The 18605-nt window shown below is 67.9% G+C and carries 25 protein-coding genes; 10 read left to right on the forward strand and 15 right to left on the reverse strand.

All coding sequences use genetic code 11. The features are described 5' to 3' along the window. The first annotated feature begins 28 nt into the window (after positions 1 to 28). Positions 29 to 232 carry a YjfB family protein gene (locus AC1D2H_RS07895; RefSeq protein WP_477928188.1) on the forward strand — a complete coding sequence of 68 codons (204 nt, stop codon included), beginning with the start codon at positions 29 to 31 and terminating at the stop codon, positions 230 to 232. A gap of 20 nt (positions 233 to 252) precedes the next feature. On the opposite strand, the gene AC1D2H_RS07900 is transcribed toward AC1D2H_RS07895, so the two are convergent. Continuing rightward, the gene (locus tag AC1D2H_RS07900) at positions 253 to 996 is read right to left on the reverse strand and encodes a hypothetical protein (protein ID WP_477928190.1); all 744 of its coding nucleotides are present in this window, start codon (positions 994 to 996) and stop codon (positions 253 to 255) included. A 464-nt stretch (positions 997 to 1460) separates the two neighbouring features. Here AC1D2H_RS07900 and AC1D2H_RS07905 point away from each other — a divergent pair, with 464 nt between their 5' ends. Together AC1D2H_RS07905 and AC1D2H_RS07910 are read left to right on the forward strand one after the other, a co-directional pair. After that, positions 1461 to 1709, forward strand: a complete 249-nt coding sequence (locus AC1D2H_RS07905) for a hypothetical protein (protein WP_478010551.1) — start codon at positions 1461 to 1463, stop codon at positions 1707 to 1709. 152 nt (positions 1710 to 1861) lie between these two features. Continuing rightward, the gene (locus AC1D2H_RS07910; protein WP_477928194.1) at positions 1862 to 2410 is read left to right on the forward strand and encodes a hypothetical protein; all 549 of its coding nucleotides are present in this window, start codon (positions 1862 to 1864) and stop codon (positions 2408 to 2410) included. 92 nt (positions 2411 to 2502) lie between these two features. Here the strand turns inward: AC1D2H_RS07910 and AC1D2H_RS07915 are convergent, their stop codons facing one another. After that, positions 2503 to 3129 (reverse strand): BON domain-containing protein, encoded by a 627-nt coding sequence (locus AC1D2H_RS07915; protein ID WP_477928196.1) that lies wholly within the window; start codon positions 3127 to 3129, stop codon positions 2503 to 2505. A gap of 226 nt (positions 3130 to 3355) precedes the next feature. On the opposite strand from AC1D2H_RS07915, the gene AC1D2H_RS07920 reads away from it, so the two are divergent. Further along, positions 3356 to 3844, forward strand: coding sequence for a hypothetical protein (locus AC1D2H_RS07920; RefSeq protein WP_477928197.1), 489 nt, complete (start codon positions 3356 to 3358; stop codon positions 3842 to 3844). Positions 3845 to 3926: 82 nt separating this feature from the next. Here AC1D2H_RS07920 and AC1D2H_RS07925 read toward each other — a convergent pair whose 3' ends face one another. The 3 genes from AC1D2H_RS07925 to AC1D2H_RS07935 are packed head-to-tail and all read right to left on the reverse strand — an operon-like array spanning position 3927 to position 5183. Then, positions 3927 to 4463: a ferritin-like domain-containing protein gene (locus tag AC1D2H_RS07925; protein WP_477928199.1), complete on the reverse strand. Its 537-nt coding sequence runs from the start codon at positions 4461 to 4463 to the stop codon at positions 3927 to 3929. Beyond that, positions 4456 to 4920: a BON domain-containing protein gene (locus AC1D2H_RS07930; RefSeq protein WP_477928201.1), complete on the reverse strand. Its 465-nt coding sequence runs from the start codon at positions 4918 to 4920 to the stop codon at positions 4456 to 4458. The genes AC1D2H_RS07925 and AC1D2H_RS07930 overlap by 8 nt, the downstream gene beginning before the upstream one ends. Then, complete coding sequence (locus AC1D2H_RS07935; protein WP_477928203.1) at positions 4917 to 5183, reverse strand: hypothetical protein; 267 nt, start codon at positions 5181 to 5183, stop codon at positions 4917 to 4919. The genes AC1D2H_RS07930 and AC1D2H_RS07935 overlap by 4 nt, the downstream gene beginning before the upstream one ends. Positions 5184 to 5375: 192 nt before the next feature. Here AC1D2H_RS07935 and AC1D2H_RS07940 point away from each other — a divergent pair, with 192 nt between their 5' ends. Then, entirely contained in the window at positions 5376 to 6011 is a 636-nt protein-coding gene (locus AC1D2H_RS07940) for a response regulator (RefSeq protein WP_056197556.1), read from the forward strand. 65 nt (positions 6012 to 6076) lie between these two features. On the opposite strand, the gene AC1D2H_RS07945 is transcribed toward AC1D2H_RS07940, so the two are convergent. After that, positions 6077 to 6250, reverse strand: coding sequence for a hypothetical protein (locus AC1D2H_RS07945; RefSeq protein WP_477928204.1), 174 nt, complete (start codon positions 6248 to 6250; stop codon positions 6077 to 6079). Between the two features lie 94 nt (positions 6251 to 6344). Further along, positions 6345 to 7274: a VTT domain-containing protein gene (locus AC1D2H_RS07950; RefSeq protein ID WP_478010552.1), complete on the reverse strand. Its 930-nt coding sequence runs from the start codon at positions 7272 to 7274 to the stop codon at positions 6345 to 6347. 91 nt (positions 7275 to 7365) lie between these two features. Between AC1D2H_RS07950 and modB the strand changes: the two genes are divergently transcribed. The 4 genes from modB to AC1D2H_RS07970 are packed head-to-tail and all read left to right on the forward strand — an operon-like array spanning position 7366 to position 10278. After that, complete coding sequence (gene modB / locus AC1D2H_RS07955; RefSeq protein ID WP_478010553.1) at positions 7366 to 8049, forward strand: molybdate ABC transporter permease subunit; 684 nt, start codon at positions 7366 to 7368, stop codon at positions 8047 to 8049. Beyond that, positions 8046 to 8786 carry a molybdate ABC transporter substrate-binding protein gene (gene modA / locus AC1D2H_RS07960; RefSeq protein ID WP_478010554.1) on the forward strand — a complete coding sequence of 247 codons (741 nt, stop codon included), beginning with the start codon at positions 8046 to 8048 and terminating at the stop codon, positions 8784 to 8786. Before modB ends, modA begins: the two co-directional genes overlap by 4 nt. After that, positions 8783 to 9484 carry an ATP-binding cassette domain-containing protein gene (locus tag AC1D2H_RS07965; protein ID WP_478010555.1) on the forward strand — a complete coding sequence of 234 codons (702 nt, stop codon included), beginning with the start codon at positions 8783 to 8785 and terminating at the stop codon, positions 9482 to 9484. Before modA ends, AC1D2H_RS07965 begins: the two co-directional genes overlap by 4 nt. Then, the gene (locus AC1D2H_RS07970; protein ID WP_478010556.1) at positions 9481 to 10278 is read left to right on the forward strand and encodes a TOBE domain-containing protein; all 798 of its coding nucleotides are present in this window, start codon (positions 9481 to 9483) and stop codon (positions 10276 to 10278) included. The genes AC1D2H_RS07965 and AC1D2H_RS07970 overlap by 4 nt, the downstream gene beginning before the upstream one ends. Here the strand turns inward: AC1D2H_RS07970 and AC1D2H_RS07975 are convergent. The 5 genes from AC1D2H_RS07975 to AC1D2H_RS07995 are packed head-to-tail and all read right to left on the reverse strand — an operon-like array spanning position 10275 to position 14292. Then, entirely contained in the window at positions 10275 to 10742 is a 468-nt protein-coding gene (locus AC1D2H_RS07975) for a nuclear transport factor 2 family protein (RefSeq protein WP_478010557.1), read from the reverse strand. The genes AC1D2H_RS07970 and AC1D2H_RS07975 overlap by 4 nt on opposite strands. Then, a complete protein-coding gene (cynS, locus tag AC1D2H_RS07980) occupies positions 10739 to 11182 on the reverse strand; it encodes a cyanase (RefSeq protein WP_478010558.1) in 444 nt (147 codons plus the stop codon). The genes AC1D2H_RS07975 and cynS overlap by 4 nt, the downstream gene beginning before the upstream one ends. Continuing rightward, entirely contained in the window at positions 11179 to 12057 is an 879-nt protein-coding gene (locus AC1D2H_RS07985; protein ID WP_478010559.1) for an ABC transporter ATP-binding protein, read from the reverse strand. The genes cynS and AC1D2H_RS07985 overlap by 4 nt, the downstream gene beginning before the upstream one ends. Then, a complete protein-coding gene (ntrB, locus tag AC1D2H_RS07990) occupies positions 12047 to 12916 on the reverse strand; it encodes a nitrate ABC transporter permease (protein WP_478010560.1) in 870 nt (289 codons plus the stop codon). Before ntrB ends, AC1D2H_RS07985 begins: the two co-directional genes overlap by 11 nt. Continuing rightward, complete coding sequence (locus tag AC1D2H_RS07995; RefSeq protein WP_478010561.1) at positions 12913 to 14292, reverse strand: CmpA/NrtA family ABC transporter substrate-binding protein; 1380 nt, start codon at positions 14290 to 14292, stop codon at positions 12913 to 12915. Before AC1D2H_RS07995 ends, ntrB begins: the two co-directional genes overlap by 4 nt. Positions 14293 to 14549: 257 nt before the next feature. On the opposite strand from AC1D2H_RS07995, the gene AC1D2H_RS08000 reads away from it, so the two are divergent. Further along, a complete protein-coding gene (locus tag AC1D2H_RS08000; RefSeq protein WP_478010562.1) occupies positions 14550 to 15707 on the forward strand; it encodes an NF038122 family metalloprotease in 1158 nt (385 codons plus the stop codon). 75 nt (positions 15708 to 15782) lie between these two features. Here the strand turns inward: AC1D2H_RS08000 and AC1D2H_RS08005 are convergent, their stop codons facing one another. The 3 genes from AC1D2H_RS08005 to AC1D2H_RS08015 all read right to left on the reverse strand — a co-directional run bounded on the left by AC1D2H_RS08005 (position 15783) and on the right by AC1D2H_RS08015 (position 18570). Next, on the reverse strand, positions 15783 to 16577 hold the full coding sequence (locus tag AC1D2H_RS08005; RefSeq protein ID WP_478010563.1) for a hypothetical protein: 795 nt from the start codon (positions 16575 to 16577) through the stop codon (positions 15783 to 15785). A 96-nt stretch (positions 16578 to 16673) separates the two neighbouring features. Further along, a complete protein-coding gene (locus tag AC1D2H_RS08010; RefSeq protein WP_478010564.1) occupies positions 16674 to 17321 on the reverse strand; it encodes a response regulator in 648 nt (215 codons plus the stop codon). Between the two features lie 85 nt (positions 17322 to 17406). Continuing rightward, a complete protein-coding gene (locus AC1D2H_RS08015; RefSeq protein WP_477928396.1) occupies positions 17407 to 18570 on the reverse strand; it encodes a PAS domain-containing sensor histidine kinase in 1164 nt (387 codons plus the stop codon). Between the last annotated feature and the right edge of the window lie 35 nt (positions 18571 to 18605).

Raw genomic sequence — 18605 nt, forward strand, 5'->3', positions numbered from 1 at the left:
CTGGGCCGGACCTGCCGATAGCAGGCGAATGGAACTCACCAACGTCAGCAATGTGAGCATCGCGTCAAGCCCCGCCCAGGGCGACACCGCCACCACCGTCGGCCTGCTGGTGCTCAGGAAGGCGCTCGACGTGCAGGCGGCCGGCGCCATGGCCCTGCTCAGCGCGCTGCCGCAGCAGCCGGCACTGGCGACCGAAGGTTCCTTGGGCCGCAACCTGAACACCTTCGCCTGACGGCGCCGCGCAGCGACTCCTCAAAGTCCGGCGCGCCGCAGCCACGCCTCTGACTCGACGGGCTGAATCCCGCCCGCCGACCGCAGCTCGCGCAGCACGCGGTAGCGGCTTTCGATACCCACCAGCATCAGCACCCTTTGGCCAGGGTGGGCGCGCACGGCGTCGCGCAGGCGCTCCGCATGGTGCCGATCCCACTGCGCCTGCACGTTCGCGGCGCCCTCGCCCACCAGCCCCTCCTCGATCTCGCGCAGCGCGGCCACCAGCCGGTCCGTCTTCTCGCTGTTCACGTCGGCGGCGGAGCGCCATCCACTGGCCATGGCCCGGTAGGTGGCCTGCTTCAGATCGTCGAGTGCCTTGGCGCCGGCCGGGTTCTGTTCGCCGAAGGCCTTGTATGCGCGGCCCGCCACACCAGTGAGCTGGCTGAACAGGGCTTCGTCCGGTTCCGAGCCCAAGCCCTTGGCGCCCGTGGCATCGAGGTAGGGGAAGACGACATCCGTGTACTCGACCTTGCCTGGCCAGACCTTGCGGCCGCGCAGTTCGCTGGGTGTCACATCCAGCACCAGCACATCCGGCTTCACAGCCACGATGACCTGCCGCAGCACGGCAAGATCGTAGGCGGCGATGGCCTTGTGCCGCGAATACAGCGTGGACAGCACGAGCAGCTCGCCTTGGGCATCCGCCAGCGCCCGCGTGGCCGCCAGAGGCGCCGCCGCCAACATGCCGAGCGCGCCCCGTCTCGACCAGTCATGCTTCACGGTGTTCATGCAGCGCCCTCGCGGTTGAAAGGCGTGCAATCTAGGCGGCACCAGCGTTCCGGTCAGGCGGATGCGACGAAACCGGCCCTGGTGCGATGAGGCGGGTTTGATGGCGCCCGGGCTGGACAAGCGCGGCCCCATGAATTACTGTATACAAACACAGTATTCACAAGGACCGCCATGCCGACACCCCGACTGCTCCTCATCTCCCAGCCCACCGTCGAAGTGGAACGGCATATGTCGGCCGCCGTCGAGAGGCATGGCCTGGACCTGCGCCTCGGCGACGCGATGTTTCCGGCCTCGAATTGGCATCAGACCTGGTCGGACCGCTACCCGGACACGCCCTCCATGCGCAGCACGCCGAAACGCGTTGGCGCGCAGATTGCGGCCGAGGCTTTCACGATGGTCCTGAACCGCATCGGCGGCCGCGAGCACTGGGCCTTCTTCGGCCAAGGCCACCCGGTTTCGATGATGTGCTGGAGTCGGTACTGGCCGCCTTGCTGCGCGAGGGATGCGGCGAGGGCCCGGGGCACACGCCTCACCTGACCATCAGCTACCGGGCACCGGAGTCCCTGGAGCCCATCTACATCGATCCCATCCCCTGGCAAATCCGCGAAGTGCTGCTCGTCGTCGGCGGCAGCAACGCCGAGTACGGCTACGAGATCATCGACCGTTGGACCTTGCAATCGGTGCCGGCAGACCTGCAGGGCTGCCTTTTCTGAGGTTCGCCGCCTTCGTCCACGCGGCCTTGTCCGACTTTTGCGAGGCCCAAGCGCCGACGTGGCCGACGGGCCCGGATTCCTAAGCTGAGCGGCGTGGCACCTGCCCTGTTGAGGGCATGACGCTGCCACCCATCAAGCCAAAGGAGATCCTCATGACGAAGCAAATCCGCACCTCCCGCCTTTTGTGTGCCCTCGCGCTGATCGGCCTGGCCGGCACGGCTTCGGCCAATCTGACCAAGCCCGTCTATTCGCAGGCCAAGGATGAAGTCAAGGCCATGTTCAAGGCCGAGCGAGACAAGTGCAGTTCGCTGGCAGGCAATGCCAAGGACGTGTGCGCCGAGCGCGCCAAGGCCCACGAGAAGGTGGCCCTCGCCAACCTCGAGTACCAGTACACCGGCACGGTCAAGGATCACAACGACTACCTGGAGTCACGCTACGAGGCGCGCTTCAAGCTGGCCAAGGAAATGTGCGATGACAAGTCCGGCAACGCCAAGGACGTCTGCGTCGCCGAAGCCAAGGCCGAGCACGACAAGGCCAAGGCCGATCTGAAGGCCAACAAGAAGATCGCCTCGGCAGAAGCCGATGCGATGGAGACCAAGCTGAAGGCCGACTACAAGGTCGCCAACGAACGCTGCGACTCCCTGTCCGGTGACACCAAGGACAGCTGCCAGGCCAGCGCCAAGGCCCGCTACTTCCAGTGATGGAAAAGGCCCCGCCCGCGCAAGCGCGGCGGGGCTGATGGCAAAACCGCCGGCTCCAGGGCCGGCGGTTTTTTTGTCGGGGCGGCGTGTGCTCAGCGCACGGCACTGGCCGCAGCGTCGGCCGGCAGGCGCGGCACACCTTCGGCCACGGCCACGACGCGGCCGGCCTGCGGCAGCGTCAGCCGGTTGTCCACGCCGCGCACGCCCTGCGGCGCACCCGCCAGCACGGTGGCGCGATCCCTGGCGGCCGCATCCGGCGCCGGGCCGTCCAGGCGCACGACACCATCCGTCGTTGTCACCTCGATGCGCGGGGCGCTCAGCGCCGGGTCGGCGGCCAACGCCGTCTTGACCTTGAGACTGATGCCCGTGTCGTCGATTGCAGTGCCCACGCCATCCACGGCATTGCGCGAGGCCTCGACGGCGGCATGCTGCGAATCCGTCACTGTCTGGCCCATGCGATGGCCGAAGTCGCGCACGTTCGCGATCGCATCGTCGAGCTGGGTGCCAGGGCTGCGCGAGTCCTGCAGCGTGGCCACGGCGACCGCCGTGATGGCGGCACCCAGCCCGAGCGCAAGCAGCCAGGCACCGGCGCTGGAGCGCCGCCGCGGCCGCTCATCTGCACGCCAGCGGCGCGGCTTGATGTTGGGATCGGTGGGCTGACCGTAGGGCGGCAGACGCTCGCGCAAGTCGTCGGCAGGGGCGCTTGTGACGGGTCTCATGGCGATCTCCTGATAGGCCCGGCGGGCCTCTCGCAGCAAGTCTGGCCGGTGGCCTTTGCGCGGCCCATCAGCGGGCGCAAGCGCCCGCTGTAGGACCGCGCGCCGCGGCGTCATCGCGCTCATGACGGCTTCCCTTTGTCCGATACCTGCTGCCGCTGCAGGCCGACACGGCGCAAAACGGTCGCCGYCCATCATCGACTTCACCACCCCTGAAGCCGCTGCCGCCATGAACTTCCGCCTGCTCTTCTCGCTGCTTGGCCTGTCACTGGCTCAGAGTGGTCATGCGCAGGGCGCACCCACCGGTGGCATCAGCCTGGCAGGTGCGGCGGTGTCGTCCGCAGCGCCCGACCCCGAGCTGAACTGGCGCGACCCGCAATGGCTGAGCCGCCAGAACGAACGCTCGCGCTGGCGCTATCAACTGGGGTTGGAGCAGCAACTGCGCTCACCCGTCCAGCTCGGGCCTCAAGCCTCCGTGCGTGAAGCGCTGTGGGCCGGCGTGAGCTATGACTTCTCGCGTCGCTTCAGCGGCGGCGTCGAGACACCGGTCTGGCAACGCAACAGCGGCTGGGCCGCGCGCATGGCCTTCGAGCGCCCCAAGGGCGATGGCCTGGCTGGCCTGCGTGGCGCCTTCTCCTACCAGCTGAGCGCTCAAAGCCGGCTGACGCTGCGCCCGCAGGCTCGCCGCGTCATGCTGAGCTATTCGGCAAGCTGGTGATGAACGATGCTGGGCATCCAATGCGGCGCGCCGCCACATCGAGGCGATGGGCGGCGCGCAAAACGAGCACTGCGCTTCTGGCTCAGGCTCGCGCCATCCAGTCCTTCAGCTCGTCGGCATGCTCTTCCTCATCCGCCAGGATGTCCTCCAGGAGACGCCGGGTCGTGGAGTCCTTGTCGCCCACCAGACCGATCATCTGCCGGTAGGTCTCGACTGCCACACGCTCGGCAACGAGGTTGGACCTGATCATGGCCTTGAGGTCGTTCACCTCGTCGTAGCCCGCGTGGCTGCGCTCGGGAAGGCCCACCGGATTGAAGTCCGGTTCGCCGCCGAGTTGCACGATGCGCTGGGCCAGCCGGTCGGCATGGCCCAGTTCCGCATTGGCGTGGACAAGGAATTCCGCGGCAATGCTGGGCGACTCCAGTCCCGAGGCCATGAAGTGGTGGCGACGGTAGCGCAGCACACAGATGATCTCGGTCGCCAACGCCCCATTGAGCAGATTGACGATGTCCTCACGCCAGGGCCCGTAGGCCGGCGTCACGGCGCCATCGCCGAGGTCCATGCGGGCCGCGCGCAGACCGGACTCATCCAGTTGCAGGGGCCGGTGGCCTTCAGCCATTGCGCGCCACCACCAGCTGGTTGTCCACCGAGCGCACGCCGTTGACCGCGGAGGCCAGCGTCGTGGCGCGCGCCTGCGAGCCGGCATCGGGCGCCGTGCCCGTCAACGTGACGCGGCCTTCCTCGGCGCGGACGTCGATCTTGGTCGCCTTCAGCCTGTCATCGGCCATCAACGCGGCGTTGATCTTGGTGACGATGGCCGCGTCGGTAGCGGCCTCGGAGGCGGCGGCCGTCGCGTCCTTCAACTTGGTCTCGGCCTTGTCCATCGCCTGGCGGGCGTCGGTCTTGGCTTCGGCGCCGGCCTGCTTGGCGTCGGCAATCGCGCCGTCGAGCTTCTGGCCGGCCGTGCGCTCGTCGTCATGCTTGCTGCAGGCGGCCAGGGCGGCAACCAGAGCCAGAGCGCCGATCAGCGGCGCGCGGAGGGTGGTGATGCGGTTCATCTTGCGTCCTTTCTTCATCGCTGAAGCTGTTGGGAAAACGATGTGGCCAACTGTGGAGGCTTGGCTTGCTGCGCCGCGGCAGCCACGGTGCCTATCGGCTGTCGGACAAGGCCGACTCGTTGCCACTGGCGCCTCTCCTCCTCGCCATGGCGAACATGCTCCCGGAGGATGTCGATGAAGGCCATCAACAACGCAGCGCTGAGCACGACCGTCGTCGCCAGCATCAGCCACAGCGGCGGTGGAGGCATGAGGCGCGCCAGGTTGTCGGTCAGGGTCTTCATCGCTCGCTCCGTGGGGCCTGAACGGCCATGAGCTGACTATGCAAAAACCCTGGTTCTGCGACTGCCGGCCGCCCCCGCGAAGGCCCGTAGGACAAGCGGCCGGCCTATACCCTTTGTAGGACAGCGCTGATCGCGCACGCCATTTGCCGTCGCTACGCTTTACCCATCCTCACAACTGATTCGGAGCGCAACATGATTCGCATTGGCATCGTTGACGACCACGCCATCGTCCGGTCCGGTCTGCGTCAGTTCCTCGGCGAGAACGTCGACCTGCGCGTGACGGGTGAAGCTGGCAACGGACGCGACGCGCTGGAACTGGCCCGCACCGGCGAGGTGGATGTGCTGCTGATGGACATCTCCATGCCGGGCCAGAGCGGCGTGGACGCGCTGTCGGCCATCAAGACGCGCTTCCCCGAACTGCCCATCCTCATCCTCAGCGGCTTCCCCGAGACGCACTACGCCACGGCGCTGCTGCGCCAGGGTGCCAGCGGCTATCTGAACAAGGAATGCGATCCCGAGGAGATCGCCAACGCCATCCGCACGGTGGCGCGCGGCCGCCGTTACATCAGCCCGGCCGTGGCCGAGCTGCTGGCCGACGGCGTCGCCGGTGGCGGCTCCGATCGGCCGCTGCACGAGTCGCTGTCGGAGCGTGAACTGCAGGTCTTCCTGCGCCTGGCCAAGGGCGAGACGGTGGGCGACATGGCCAAAGCCATGTTCCTCAGCGTGAAGACCGTCAGCACCTACCGCACCCGCGTGCTGGAAAAGATCAAGCTCGAGACCAACAGCGACCTGACCTACTACGCGCTGAAGAACGGGCTGATCCAGTAAGAAGGGCGGCCTGCAAATGACAACGGCCCCTGACGGGGCCGTTTGTTCTTGTCAGCCGGTTCGGCTCAGCGGCCGATGTTCAGCGGGCTCGTCGACGAAGCGCGCGACTGGCTCGCAATGCGGCGCTCAAGGTCGGCGTGGTCGATGGCGTCCGACAGATAGCTCTCGTCGACGTCGGACTGGGTTTCCAGCGTCAGGGCGCTGCGCAGGGAGGAGAAGAGGTTGTGGATCAGTTCCATGGGGGCTTGGGTGGCTTGTGGCCGCATTCACTAGGGTTAACCCCATTATAGGGTTAACACTAGATTCAACACAACCCAGGCTTCGTGAAATGCGTCACCCCGGCTCCAGTGCCAACCCGGCCTGGGTCCAGGCATCGATGCCGCCGCGCAGCACCTGGGCCTGGTGGCCCCGCTGCTTCAACCAGATGGCCGCTCGCACGGCCGAAGCATCGGCAGGACAGGCGCAATAGGTGATGAAGACGGCCGCCGCCGGCCAATCGGCCAGGGCTGCGTCGCCCAAGGCGCCCATGTCGAGATGCCGGGCGCCGGGGATGCGGCTGGCCAGCGGCATGGTCGGCGAGCAGGCGCGCACGTCGACAAACACGATGTCGCTGCGCTGCTGGGCCAGGGCCAGGGCTTCGGCCGGGCCGAGGCGCTCGAAACGCTCGAGCTCCCGGCGCACGCGGGCGCGCCGCCACAGCCGCCAGACCAGGTACAGCGCCAGCGCCACGCCCGCCAGGGCCAGGGCGACGCCGCCGAGATGGCTGAGGGCGTGCAGCAACTCGTCAATCTGCTCATGGAACAGCCGCCCCACGCCGATGGCCACACCGGCCCACAGTGCCGAACCGAGCAGATTCCAGGCGATGAAACGCGAGACCGGCATGCCCAGCGCGCCCGCCAGCGGCGGCGCCAGGATGGACAGCCCCGGCACGAATTTGGCGATGACCAGGGTCAGCACACCGCGGCGGGCAAAGCTGGCCTCGTTCTGGCGCACGCAGCTGTCCGGCGAGATGGAAATGCGGCACAGCGTCGCCAGCACCCGCCGCCCGAGCCGTTGCCCGGCCCAGAACCACAAGCCGTTGGCCACGAGCGCCGCCAGCGTCGCAATGGCAAAGCTTTGCAGCGCGAAACCGTCGCGCGTGGCCGATTCCACGCCCGCCAGCAGCAGCACCGGCGTGGAGGGCACGGGCGCGCCCAGTTGCTCCAGCAGCACGGCAAGGGCCACGGCGAGAAGCCCGTATTGGGAGAAGAGGTCGTTCAGCATGTCGAGGCTGGTGAGGATAGTCGGAACGACAACTCCCTGATGTCAGCAGCCCAGGCAACCATCGTGATGTAGTTGATTACATTACGCATCCATGCCTACCGAGCTCTGGAGCCAGTTCGACGCCGCGCCGCTGGCGCTGACGCTGCGCGTCGCCGTTTTCGCCACGCTGCTGGCCCTGCTGCTCGGCGTGGCCCTGGGCTGGGTGTTCGCGCGCACGCGGCTGCCGGGCCGCGGCCTGCTGGAAGCCATCTGCATGCTGCCGCTGGTGCTGCCACCCACGGTGCTGGGCTACGGYATCCTGGTGCTGATGGGCCGGCGCAGCGCCCTGGGCGGCTGGCTGCGCGATCACTTCGACTACACGGTCATCTTCAACTGGCACGGCGCCGTCATCGCCTCCACGCTGGTGGCCCTGCCACTGGTGCTCAAGGGGGCGAGCAGCGCCTTCGCCCAGGTCGACCGCAACCTGGAGGCTGCGGCCCGCACGCTGCGCCAGTCGCGCTGGAGCACCTTTGTGCGCGTGACGCTGCCGCTGGCCTGGCCCGGCATCCTGGCCGGCACGCTGCTGGCCTTTGCCCGCGCCATGGGGGAGTTCGGCGCCTCGCTGATGGTGGCCGGCTCCATCCCCGGCCAGACGCAGACCGCCTCCATGGCCATCTACGACGCCGTGCAGGCCGGTCGTGACGATCTGGCGCTGATGCTCGCTCTCATCGTGTCGGCCGTCTCCGTCGCCATCCTCGTGCTGTCCAACCGCTATCTGCAACGCCCGTCGCCATGAAACGCCTCCTGCTCGCCCTCTGCGCCGCACTGCCCCTGTTCGCTTCGGCCCAGCAACTGACCGTCTCGGCCGCGGCCAGCCTGACCGATGCTTTCAAGGAGATTGGCCTGCGCTTCGAGGCCGCCAAACCCGGCGCGACGCTGCGCTTCAATTTCGCCGCCTCGAGCGTGCTGCTGCAGCAGATCGCCCAGGGCGCGCCGGTGGATGTCTTCGTCAGCGCCGACCAGGACACCATGAACCGCGGGGCCGACCAGAAGCTCATCACCACCGACACGCGGCGCGACTTCGCGGCCAACACGCTGGTGCTGATCACGCCGGCCCAAGGCGCACCCGCCATCGCCGCATTGGCCGACCTGAACAAACCCGAAGTGCGCCGCATTGCCATCGGCAAGGTGGCCTCCGTGCCCGTGGGCCGCTACACGCAGCAGGCCCTGGGTACGGCGCAGCTCTGGTCGGCAGTGAGCCCCAAACTCGTCTTCGCCGACAACGTGCGCCAGGTGCTGGACTATGTGGCCCGTGGCGAGGTCGAGGCCGGCTTCGTCTACCGCACGGATGCCGAGAGCGCCAAGGGCAAGGTGCGCGTGGCTGCGACGGTGGGCGGCCACACGCCCATCACCTATCCGGCCGCCGTCGTGGCCGACAGCAAGCAGGCCGCGTTGGCGCGAGACCTCGTCAACTTCCTCGGCGGGGCCGAGGCCCAGGCCATCCTGGCCAAGTACGGTTTCGGCAAACCTTGATCGACGTCAGCCTCCAGCTATCAGTCAGTGACGCCCGGCGCCGCTTCGACCTCGACATCGCGTTCGCGACCGATGCGCCCTTCATCGCCCTCTACGGCCCGTCGGGCGCGGGCAAGTCGCTGACGCTGCAGGCCATGGCCGGACTGCTGCCGGTGCAGCAAGGCCATGTGAAGCTGATCGGTCGCGCATTGCTGGACACGACCAGCGGCGTCAACCTGCCACCCGAGGCGCGCGGCGTCGGCTATCTCTTCCAGCATTACGCCCTCTTTCCCCACCTCAGCGTGCGCGACAACATCGCCTTCGGCCTGACGAACTGGCGCAAACGCCTCAAGGCCGCCGACGCGGCGCGGGTGGACGAGCTGATCGAATCCTTCGGCCTCACCGCCATGGCGCACAGCAAGCCGGCCACGCTATCCGGCGGCCAGCAGCAGCGCGTGGCCCTCGCGCGGGCCCTGGCCTGCAACCCGCAGGTACTGCTGCTGGACGAACCCTTCGCGGCCCTGCACAGCGCGCTGCGCCGCGAACTGCGCACGGAGCTGCGGCGCGTGCTGGCGCAATGGGGCATCCCGGCCATCATGGTCAGCCACGACGCCGACGACGTGCTGGCGTTGGCCGACGAGATCGTGTTGATCGAAGGCGGCCAGGTCAGCCAGCGGCTGCAGGCCGACGACCCCGACCTGCGCGCCCGGCTGCCATGAGCACCCCCGACCACCCGCTGCTGCAAGGCGAGCTGCGCCTGGCCGGCCGGCTCGACGGCCGCTTCTTCGACCTGCTGGCCGCGCTGTCGCTGACCGGCTCGCTGCAGAAGGCCGCCCGCGCCGCCGGCTACAGCTACAAGGGCGCCTGGTTGGTGCTGGACGCGGCGAACGCGCTGACGCATGCGCCCCTGCTCGAGACCGCCACTGGCGGCGCGGGCGGCGGCGGCACGCGGCTGACGGCCGAGGGCCAGGCCTTGCTGAGCGCCTGGCGCGAGCTGCAGGCCCGCCATGCCGCTTTTTTGCACGAACAGGCCGCTTGGCTGGCCACCCAACCGGCGCTCGACGCGCTGCTGAAAAGGATGTCCATGAAGACCACCGCCCGCAACCAGTTCCATGGCCGCGTGGCCGGCGTCAACCCCGGCCCGGCCACGACGACGGTGCGTGTCGCCCTGGAGGGTGGCCAGGAGATCACCGCCTCGCTGACGACCCAGGCCGCACAGGAACTGCAGGTACAGACGGGCAAGGAAGCCCTGGCGCTGGTGAAGTCCAGCGAGGTCGTGCTGGTGACGGACTTCGGCGGCTACAGGCTGTCGGCGCGCAACCAGTTGGCCGGTACCGTCTCGCGCGTGCAGCGCGGCGCGGTGTCCAGCCTGGTCGGCCTGACCCTGCCCGGCGGCGCCGTCGTCACGGCCAGCGTCACCAACGATGCCGTCGATGCGCTGAGCCTGGCCGTGGGTCAGCAGGCCACCGCCGTGTTCAAGGCCTATGCCGTCATGCTGGCTGTTCGCGACTAGAGCCCCAGCTCGCTCAGACCTGGGTGTTCATCCGGGCGCCGGCCCAAGGGCCAGAAGAACAGCCGCGACGATGCCGCGATGGGCAGGTCGTTGATGCTGGCGAAGCGCCGGCGCATCAGGCCTTCATCGGTGAACTCCCAGTTCTCGTTGCCGTAGCTGCGGTACCAGTGGCCCGAATCGTCGTGCCACTCGTAGGCGAAGCGCACCGCGATGCGGTTGCCTGCACAAGCCCACAGCTCCTTGATGAGGCGGTAGTCCAGCTCGCGCGCCCACTTGCGCACGAGGAATCCATGCACCTGCTCGCGGCCGACCGGGAACTCCGCGCGGTTGCGCCAGACCGTGTCGTCCGTGTAGACACCGACGACGCGGTCGGGGTCGCGGCTGTTCCAGGCGTCTTCGGCCAGGCGCACTTTCTGGACGGCCGACTCGGCCGTGAAGGGCGGCAGCGGCGGCTTCATCTTCAATACGTCTTGTAGGGCAGGAACTTGCCGCTCATGACGATGCTGACGCGGTCACCCGCCGTGTTGGGCTCGCGCTGCAGGTCCATCTTGAAGTCGATGGCGCTCATGATGCCGTCGCCGAATTCCTCGTGGATCAGCTCCTTGAAGGTCGTGCCGTAGACGCTGATGAGCTCGTAGAAGCGGTAGATCAGCGGGTCGGTCGGCACCGACGTCGGCAGGCTGCCCTTGTAGGGCACGACCTTGAGCCACTGCGTCTCACACTCGGTCAGGTCGAAGAACCTGGCCAGCTTGGCGGCCTGCTCGTCGTTGAAGGTCATCTGGCCCAGGCAGCCGGCGGTGACCCACTCCTTGCTGAGGCCGATGTCGGCGGCCACGTCGGCCCATTTGATGCCCTTGGCAACCTTGGTGGCGATGATCTTTTCGGTGACTTCGAGGCGGCTCATGCGGTGCTCCTGTGGATGGCGGGGTTGGTATCGAGGGGAATGACTTCGGCGGTCTGCAGGCCTGGCCGCACCTCGGGCGGCTGCTCGGGCGCGCGGCCATGCGACAGCGTGGCGCTGCGCTCGACGAGGAAGTCGACGAGGTGGTTGCGGATGCGGTAGTACTGCGGGTCGTGGTGCAGCGTGGCGCGCTGCCGCTCGCGGGGCATGGTGTTGACGACGATCTCCGCCACGCGGGCCTGCGGGCCGTTGGCCATCAGCAGGATGCGGTCGGCCAGCAGGATGGCCTCGTCCACGTCATGCGTGATCATGAAGACGGTCTGGCGCGTGGCAGCGCAGATCTTCAGCAGCTCGTCCTGGATGGTGCCGCGCGTCAGCGCGTCCAGCGCGCCGAAGGGCTCGTCCAGCAGCAGCATGCGCGGCTCGATGGCGAAGGCACGCGCTATGCCCACGCGCTGCTTCATGCCGCCAGAGAGTTGGCTGGGTTTCCTGTCCAGCGCCGGTGTGAGGCCGACGAGGGCGACGTGCTTCTGGACCTGCGCGTCGACCTCGGCGCGCTTCCAGTCGGGCCATTTGCTGCGCACCGCGAAGGCGATGTTCTGGCGCACGGTCAGCCACGGCATCAGCGCATGGCCCTGGAAGACGACGCCGCGCTCCAGCCCCGGTCCGGCCACCTCGCGCTGGGCCATGAAGACGTGGCCGCTGCTCGCCTGCTCCAGGCCGGCCAGCACGTTGAGGATGGTGGTCTTGCCACAGCCGCTGTGGCCGATGATGCAGACGAACTCGCCCTCGCTCAGCGTGAAGTTGACGCCGTCGAAGACGGTCGCGTCGCCATAGCGCTTGGTCAGGCCCTGGACCTGCACAAGTTCAGTCGACATAGGTCACCGCCTTCTGCGCGCGGGCGAAGAGCAGGTCCAGCGCCATGCCCACGAGGCCGATGACGAGGATGGCGAAGATGACGTTGGGCAGGCTGAGGTTGTTCCACTCGTTCCAGACGAAGTAGCCGATGCCGGTGCCGCCCACCAGCATCTCGGCCGCCACGATGACCAGCCACGCGATGCCCATGCTGATGCGCATGCCCGTCAGGATGGTGGGCGCCGCCGCCGGCAGGATGACCTCGAAGGCCCGGCGCAGCGGGCTCACCTCCAGCGTGCGGGCCACGTTCAGCCACTCGCGTCGCACGCCGGCCACGCCGAAGGCCGTGTTGATCAACATGGGCCACAGGCTGCAGATGAAGATGACGAAGATGCCGCTCGCCGCCGAATCCTTGATCGTGTAGAGGGCCAGCGGCATCCAGGCCAGCGGCGAGATGGGCTTGAGAACCTGGATGAACGGGTCCAGCGCGCGGTAGGCCAACGGACTCATGCCGATGACGAAACCCAGTGGAATGGCGACCAGCGCAGCCAGCAGATAGCCCAGGCCGACCCGCCCCAGCGAGTAGGCCAGCTGCAGGCCAATGCCCTTGTCGTTGGGGCCGCGGTCGTAGAAGGGCTCGGCCAGGTGATGGGCCATGGTGCGGCCCATTTGCGCCAGCGTCGGAAAGCCGCTCTTGGCCGCCACCGGCGTGGCGTCCACCGGCTTGCCCATCAGCTTGGCGTACTCGATCTGCTCGGGCGTCATGGCTGCAGCCGGTGCCGCAGCAGGCGTGCCCTGCGTGGCGAGGTACCACACACCCAGCAGACAGCCGAGCAGCAGCAGCGACAGCACACCAGCGCGGAAGGCGAGCGAGCGCTTCATGTGCGTTTGATCGCGAAGCTGGCCACGTAAGCATCCGGCTTGGCCGGGTCGAACTCCTTGCCCATGAGGCTGAACTTCGGATAGCCGCCCGTCTTGTCCTCGGGCGCCGCCATGTCCAGCGCCTTCATCTGCTTCTTCGCATCCGTCAGCAGGAAGACCTTCTCGGCGATCTGCCGGTAGTTCACGTCACCCTTCAGATAGCCCCAGCGCTTCATCTGCGTCAGGATCCACACGGCCATGCTCTGCCAGGGCATGGGGTCGAAGTCGGCGCGGTCGGGCACGACCTTGACATTGCCCAGGCCGTCGGCGAACTTGCCCGTCAACACCTGGGCGATGACGGTCTCGGGCTGGTTCAGATAGGCCTGCGGCGCGATGACCTTGGCAATCAGCTCGCGGTTGCGCGCCTCGCGGGCCATGGCGGCGGCCGTCAGCACCGCGCGGTAGAGCGCGATGAAGGTGTTGGGGTTCCTGGCGATGAACTCGCTGCTGGTGCCGAAGGCGCAGCAGGGGTGGCCGTTCCACAGCTCCTTGGTGAGCAGGTGGACGAAGCCCACCTCCTCGTAGACCGCGCGCTGGTTGAACGGATCCGGGCCGAGGAAGCCGTCGATGTTGCCGGCGCGCAGGTTCGCCACCATCTCGGGCGGCGGCACCACGCGGATCTGGATGTCGCGGTCCGGGTCCAGCCCCGCCTCCGCCACGTAATAGCGCAGCAGGAAGTTGTGCATCGAGTACTCGAAGGGCACGGCGAACTTGAAGCCCTTCCAGTCCTTGGGATCGCGCTTGTCCTTGTGTTTGACGCTGAGCGTGATGGCTTGGCCGTTGGTGTTCTGGATGGTGGCCACGTTCATCGGCGTGGCCGGCGCGCCCAGGCCCAGGCTGATCGCAATCGGCATCGGCGACAGGAAGTGCGTCGCGTCGTACTCCTTGTTCAGCATCTTGTCGCGTATCAGCGCCCAGCCCGCCGTCTTCACGACCTCCACATTCAACCCCTGCTTGGCATAGAAGCCCAACGGGTGGGCCATGATCAGCGGCGTGGCGCAGGTGATGGGGATGAAGCCGATCTTGAGGTCCTTCTTCTCCAGCGCGCCCTTGTCTTGCGCCATCGCTTGCAGCGAGGCGATGGGCAGCACGCTGCCGATGGCGGCCATCGCCGTGCGGCGGCCCACGGCCTTCAGGAAGCGGCGGCGCAGCGCGTCCTGCGGAAACAGCGCCTTCACCAACGCGGCCTCGACGAAGCTGGCCGATTCGGCCTCGAAGTCCGTCGTCTGAGCGCGGGCGCGCAGTTCAGCGGCGGCGTGCTCGGCCGGGCTGCCGTGCTGGCCGCAGGCGCAGTGCATCAGCAGGGGCCGGTCGGCGTCGTAGGGATCGTGGGTCATCGAGTGCTCCTCAAGTGGAAGCAACTCTAGGGAGCGTGCCGGCCCGACGGCATCGTGGTGGCCGGCGACTTCTTGTAGGGCTGGAACTACGCCACATCGCCCGAAGCCCCCCTAACTGGGCAAGCCGGGGACCACAGGACTGTTGCTCAATCCCTCAGGCAGGGGGTCTCATACCGCTGCCCCACGCCGGTGCCAGCGTGATTTGCGCACTAGCATCCCGCCTCATTCGCGCTCACTCGGACAGACAGGGAAGTTCAATGACCATCGCCACAATCAAGTCATTCATCCTCGGGACGGCTTCGGCAGTCGCCCTGGCCGCTCCCGCCGGTGCGGCCACCATCATCCTGCACGATATCGGCGGCGCCGCCCAGGTGACCGGCACGCAGGCCGAGGCAGGCTTCAGGATCGCAGCGAAGTACTGGGAATCGGTCCTCACCAACAACGCCACGATCGAGCTGAACGTCGGCTACGGCGGGCTGCCGCCGGGCGTGCTGGGCTCGACCGGCTCCAGCCTGATCGACTACGTGCCGATCGGTGCCTACTACAACCTGCTCAACGCCAACAAGACCAGCGCGCTGGACAACCTGGCCGTGGCCAACCTGTCACCCCTGAATGCCAATGGCGGCGTGTCGGTCCTGGTGCCGGCCTATCTTTCGCCGGCCACCCAGGACGGCATCGACGTCGCCGGCGGCACACGGTTGGCGCCCGACAACACCATCAACCAAGCGATGGCGCTGACCTCGGCCAACGTCAAGGCCCTGGGCATCGACCTCGGCCCCAGCTTCATCGACGGCACCATCCAGTTCTCCAACCAGTTCGCCTTCGACTTCAACCCCACGGACGGCATCACGCCGGGCAGCTACGACTTCATCGGCGTGGCCATCCACGAGATCGGGCATGCGCTGGGCTTCGTCAGCGGTGCCGACGATTTCGACTACACCGACGGCCAAACCGGCCCGGTCGATGATTTCTGGTGGGGCTATGGCCTGGACATGTTCCGCTACAGCGCCGCGGGTCAATTGAACTGGGCGCCGAACCAGCCGGCCTACTTCTCGGTGGACGGCGGCGCCACGGCCCTCGGCGATTTCTCGACGGGTGAAAACACCGGCGACGGCAACCAGGCCTCGCACTGGAAGCAGCCCGACCAGAACACGCCGTGCGACGGCTTCCTGGGCGTCATGAACCCCTACATCTGCGGCGGCAAGATGGATTCGGTCACCGCGCTGGACCTGGCGGCCTTCGACGCCATCGGCTGGAACGTCAACGTCGACGTGCTGGCCAATTCGGCCTATGAGCTGACGACGTCGCAGATCTACTCGCAGTTCGCCATTCCCGAGCCGTCGACCTGGTCGGTGGCCTTCCTGGGCCTGTTGGCTGCCGGGCTGGTCACGCGCCGCCGCAAGCAGCAAGCCTAAACCTCGGTTACCGCCTCGGCGGCTCGCCCCGGTTGCAGACCTGCACCGGGGCGGTTTTCATTGGGCAGCAGCGCCTCAGGCCGCAGCGGCCACGGCGCGGGTGATCTGCACCAGCACTTCGCCCGCGCCCGCAAACACATGCCGCGACTGCTGGCCGATGCGGATGTCGTGCACGCCGGTGATCATGCCGGTCGAGATGACGTCGCCGGCACGCAAAATTTCACCCTGCTGGGCGCGCTTGTTCAGCGTGAAGGCGAGCGCGCCGAGAGGCCCGGGTTTGATGGCGACCTTGCCAGTACCGACGGACTGGCCGTCGATGAAGGTCTCGACGTCAATGGTTTCCAGTTCGCGCCAGTTGGCGATCTCGGCGCCGACGACAACGCCCCAGTTGTTGCCGAAGTCGGAGATGACGGCGCCGGGGCCGATGTCGTTCAGCGTGGCCAGCGGGCTGCTCGCCACTTCGACGCCGATGTGCATGGACGCCACCAGCGGGAGGACGGACTCCGCCGTCCAGTCGCTCTTGCCGGCCGGCGAATCCGCCGCGACGACGATGACGACCTCGGCCTCGACGGCCGCGAAGCCGCCTTCGAACACGGGGCAGCTCGCCGTGCCGCCCTGCGCCACGTGGTGGACGTTGGGGGCGAAGGCGGGGCCGATGAGGCGCTCCTCAGGGAATTGCGCCRCGAACGCGGGGTTCACGCGGGCGACCTTCCAGCCCTTGACCGCATCGGGCCAGCGGGCGATCGCCGCGGCCTGGATCGCATAGGCCTCGGCCAGCGTCGCGGGCGGCGTGCCGGGGTAGGCCTCGATGGCGCGGCCGGCGGCGCGGGCGGTGGTGAAGGCTTCGGCGATTGGCTGGGTGGCGCTCATGGAGTTCTTTCTGTGCGCCGGCCGGCGCGGTCATGCATGCGGCCGGCAATGTACCGCGCCGAAACGAAACAGGGTTTTACTTTTTCGGAAGCAACCCTATCCCGCCTGCTCCATGCGCACCGCGAACAGCGCCAGCTCCACGTCGTTGCGCACGCCGATCTTCTCCAGCACGCGGGCGCGGTAGGTGGACACCGTGTTGGGTGACAGCACCAGTTGCTCGGCGATCTCGCCCACGCTGCGGCCGGCGGCCAGCAGCTGGAAGACCTGGTATTCGCGGTGCGACAGCTTCTCGTGCAGCGGCTGCTCATCGTCCGCCGGCCGGCCGCCCGCGCCGATGGCGCCGGCCAATTGCTCGGCCACGCTGGGCGTGATGAAGAGCTTGCCGCGGGCGACGCTGCGCACCGCGTCGATCATCTGCTCGCTGTGGGCGCTCTTGTTCAGGTAGCCGGCCGCGCCGAGCTTGAGGCTGCGCACGGCGTACTGGCGGTCGGGGTAGGTCGACAGCATCAGCACGGGCAGGCGCGGGAACTCGGATTTCAACGCCTTCAGGATGTCCAGCCCGTCACGCTGCGGCATGGCGATGTCCAGCAGCACCACGTCGACCTGGCACGCCCTCACCTGCTGGATGGCATCCGGCCCGTTGGCCGCCTCGCCGACGACGCGCAGATCCTCCGCCTCAGCGAGCACCTGCTTGATGCCCTGGCGGACGATGAGGTGGTCGTCGCAGATCAGCACGCGAATCATGTCAGCCCCTCGTCCGACGGGTACATCGGCCGGTCCCCCGAGCGGACGGCGGTCCGGCTTGGGGCGGCCCGGCGCTCGGCCCGCTTCATTGCGCCTCCAGCGGCATCACCAATCGAACTGTCGTGCCCCGCCCCGGCGCACTCTCGATGCCCAGCCGCCCCCCGAAGTGGCCGGCACGCTCGCGCATACCCAGCACGCCATAGCTGCGCGCGTCGTTCAGCGCCTCGGGTGCCGCGCCCACGCCGTCGTCGCGCACCTGCAGATAGAGCACCGGTGCCGGTGGCGCGTCCACGTCGATGCGGATGGCCACATGCCGGGCCCTGGCGTGACGGGCGACGTTGGACAGCACCTCCTGGAAGATGCGGAACACCGCAATCGCCAGCCCCCCTTCCGGCGGCGCGACATCGGCCGCGACGTGCATCTTGACGTCCACCTGCCGCTCGTCGCTGCCGGCGAGCTGGAACTCCTGCGCCTGCCACTCCAGCGCCGCCCACAGGCCCTGGTGGTCCAGGATGCTGGGGCGCAGGTCCGTGATGATGCGGCCGACCGAGTCCACCGCCGTGTCCACCAGGCCACCCATGCGCTGGCATTTGTCCAGCATGGGCTCGCGCAGGCCAGGGTCGCCGACACGGCGGGCCAGCCAGTCCAGGTCCATCTTCAACGCCACGAGCAGGGAGCCCAGCTCGTCATGGATCTCGCGGGCAATGCGCTTGCGCTCGGTCTCGCGCATGGCCTCCAGGTGGTGGGCCAGCTCGCGCAGCTCGGCCGTTCGGTCGGCCACGCGCTGCTCCAGCTCGTCATGGCTGGCGCGCAGCAGCGCCTCGGCGCGGCGGCGGGCGGAAATGTCGACGAAGGTGACGACGGCGCCCTGCACCTCGCCATGTTCGATGACCGGGTAGCTCGAATACTCGGCCGGGAAGGGACTGCCGTCAGCCCGCCACAGCACTTCATCATCGATGCGGCAGGGCTCGCCGCGGCGGAAGGCATTGAAGATGGGGCAGTCGCACTCCGGATAGTGGGCGCCGTCGTCGCGCGAGTGATGGATCAGCTCGTGCATATTGCGGCCCAGCACTTCTTCGGTGCGCCAGCCCAGGGCCTCACAGGCAGCGCGGTTCACAAAGGTGCAATGGCCACCCATATCGATGCCGAATATGCCCTCGCCGGTGCTTTCCAGCAGCAGGGTCAGGCGGCGCGTCGCCTCCAGCGAGGCAACCGGCGGGGTGGCGAGCGTGTCCTGGGCAAACGGCATGCTCATGAGGCGAGCAAAGCCCATGCCACGCTTTG

It is taken from the genome of Roseateles sp. P1_C1_2, from assembly GCF_056406535.1.

What these genes read in the sequence shown, in the direction of transcription:
- AC1D2H_RS07895 (WP_477928188.1), top strand. Translation starts at nt 29, where the DNA reads ATGGAACTCACCAACGTCAGCAATGTGAGCATCGCGTCAAGCCCCGCC.
- AC1D2H_RS07900 (WP_477928190.1), bottom strand. Translation starts at nt 996, where the DNA reads ATGAACACCGTGAAGCATGACTGGTCGAGACGGGGCGCGCTCGGCATG.
- AC1D2H_RS07910 (WP_477928194.1), top strand. Translation starts at nt 1,862, where the DNA reads ATGACGAAGCAAATCCGCACCTCCCGCCTTTTGTGTGCCCTCGCGCTG.
- AC1D2H_RS07915 (WP_477928196.1), bottom strand. Translation starts at nt 3,129, where the DNA reads ATGAGACCCGTCACAAGCGCCCCTGCCGACGACTTGCGCGAGCGTCTG.
- AC1D2H_RS07920 (WP_477928197.1), top strand. Translation starts at nt 3,356, where the DNA reads ATGAACTTCCGCCTGCTCTTCTCGCTGCTTGGCCTGTCACTGGCTCAG.
- AC1D2H_RS07925 (WP_477928199.1), bottom strand. Translation starts at nt 4,463, where the DNA reads ATGGCTGAAGGCCACCGGCCCCTGCAACTGGATGAGTCCGGTCTGCGC.
- AC1D2H_RS07930 (WP_477928201.1), bottom strand. Translation starts at nt 4,920, where the DNA reads ATGAAGAAAGGACGCAAGATGAACCGCATCACCACCCTCCGCGCGCCG.
- AC1D2H_RS07935 (WP_477928203.1), bottom strand. Translation starts at nt 5,183, where the DNA reads ATGAAGACCCTGACCGACAACCTGGCGCGCCTCATGCCTCCACCGCCG.
- AC1D2H_RS07940 (WP_056197556.1), top strand. Translation starts at nt 5,376, where the DNA reads ATGATTCGCATTGGCATCGTTGACGACCACGCCATCGTCCGGTCCGGT.
- AC1D2H_RS07945 (WP_477928204.1), bottom strand. Translation starts at nt 6,250, where the DNA reads ATGGAACTGATCCACAACCTCTTCTCCTCCCTGCGCAGCGCCCTGACG.
- AC1D2H_RS07950 (WP_478010552.1), bottom strand. Translation starts at nt 7,274, where the DNA reads ATGCTGAACGACCTCTTCTCCCAATACGGGCTTCTCGCCGTGGCCCTT.
- modA (WP_478010554.1), top strand. Translation starts at nt 8,046, where the DNA reads ATGAAACGCCTCCTGCTCGCCCTCTGCGCCGCACTGCCCCTGTTCGCT.
- AC1D2H_RS07970 (WP_478010556.1), top strand. Translation starts at nt 9,481, where the DNA reads ATGAGCACCCCCGACCACCCGCTGCTGCAAGGCGAGCTGCGCCTGGCC.
- cynS (WP_478010558.1), bottom strand. Translation starts at nt 11,182, where the DNA reads ATGAGCCGCCTCGAAGTCACCGAAAAGATCATCGCCACCAAGGTTGCC.
- AC1D2H_RS07985 (WP_478010559.1), bottom strand. Translation starts at nt 12,057, where the DNA reads ATGTCGACTGAACTTGTGCAGGTCCAGGGCCTGACCAAGCGCTATGGC.
- ntrB (WP_478010560.1), bottom strand. Translation starts at nt 12,916, where the DNA reads ATGAAGCGCTCGCTCGCCTTCCGCGCTGGTGTGCTGTCGCTGCTGCTG.
- AC1D2H_RS07995 (WP_478010561.1), bottom strand. Translation starts at nt 14,292, where the DNA reads ATGACCCACGATCCCTACGACGCCGACCGGCCCCTGCTGATGCACTGC.
- AC1D2H_RS08000 (WP_478010562.1), top strand. Translation starts at nt 14,550, where the DNA reads ATGACCATCGCCACAATCAAGTCATTCATCCTCGGGACGGCTTCGGCA.
- AC1D2H_RS08010 (WP_478010564.1), bottom strand. Translation starts at nt 17,321, where the DNA reads ATGATTCGCGTGCTGATCTGCGACGACCACCTCATCGTCCGCCAGGGC.
- AC1D2H_RS08015 (WP_477928396.1), bottom strand. Translation starts at nt 18,570, where the DNA reads ATGCCGTTTGCCCAGGACACGCTCGCCACCCCGCCGGTTGCCTCGCTG.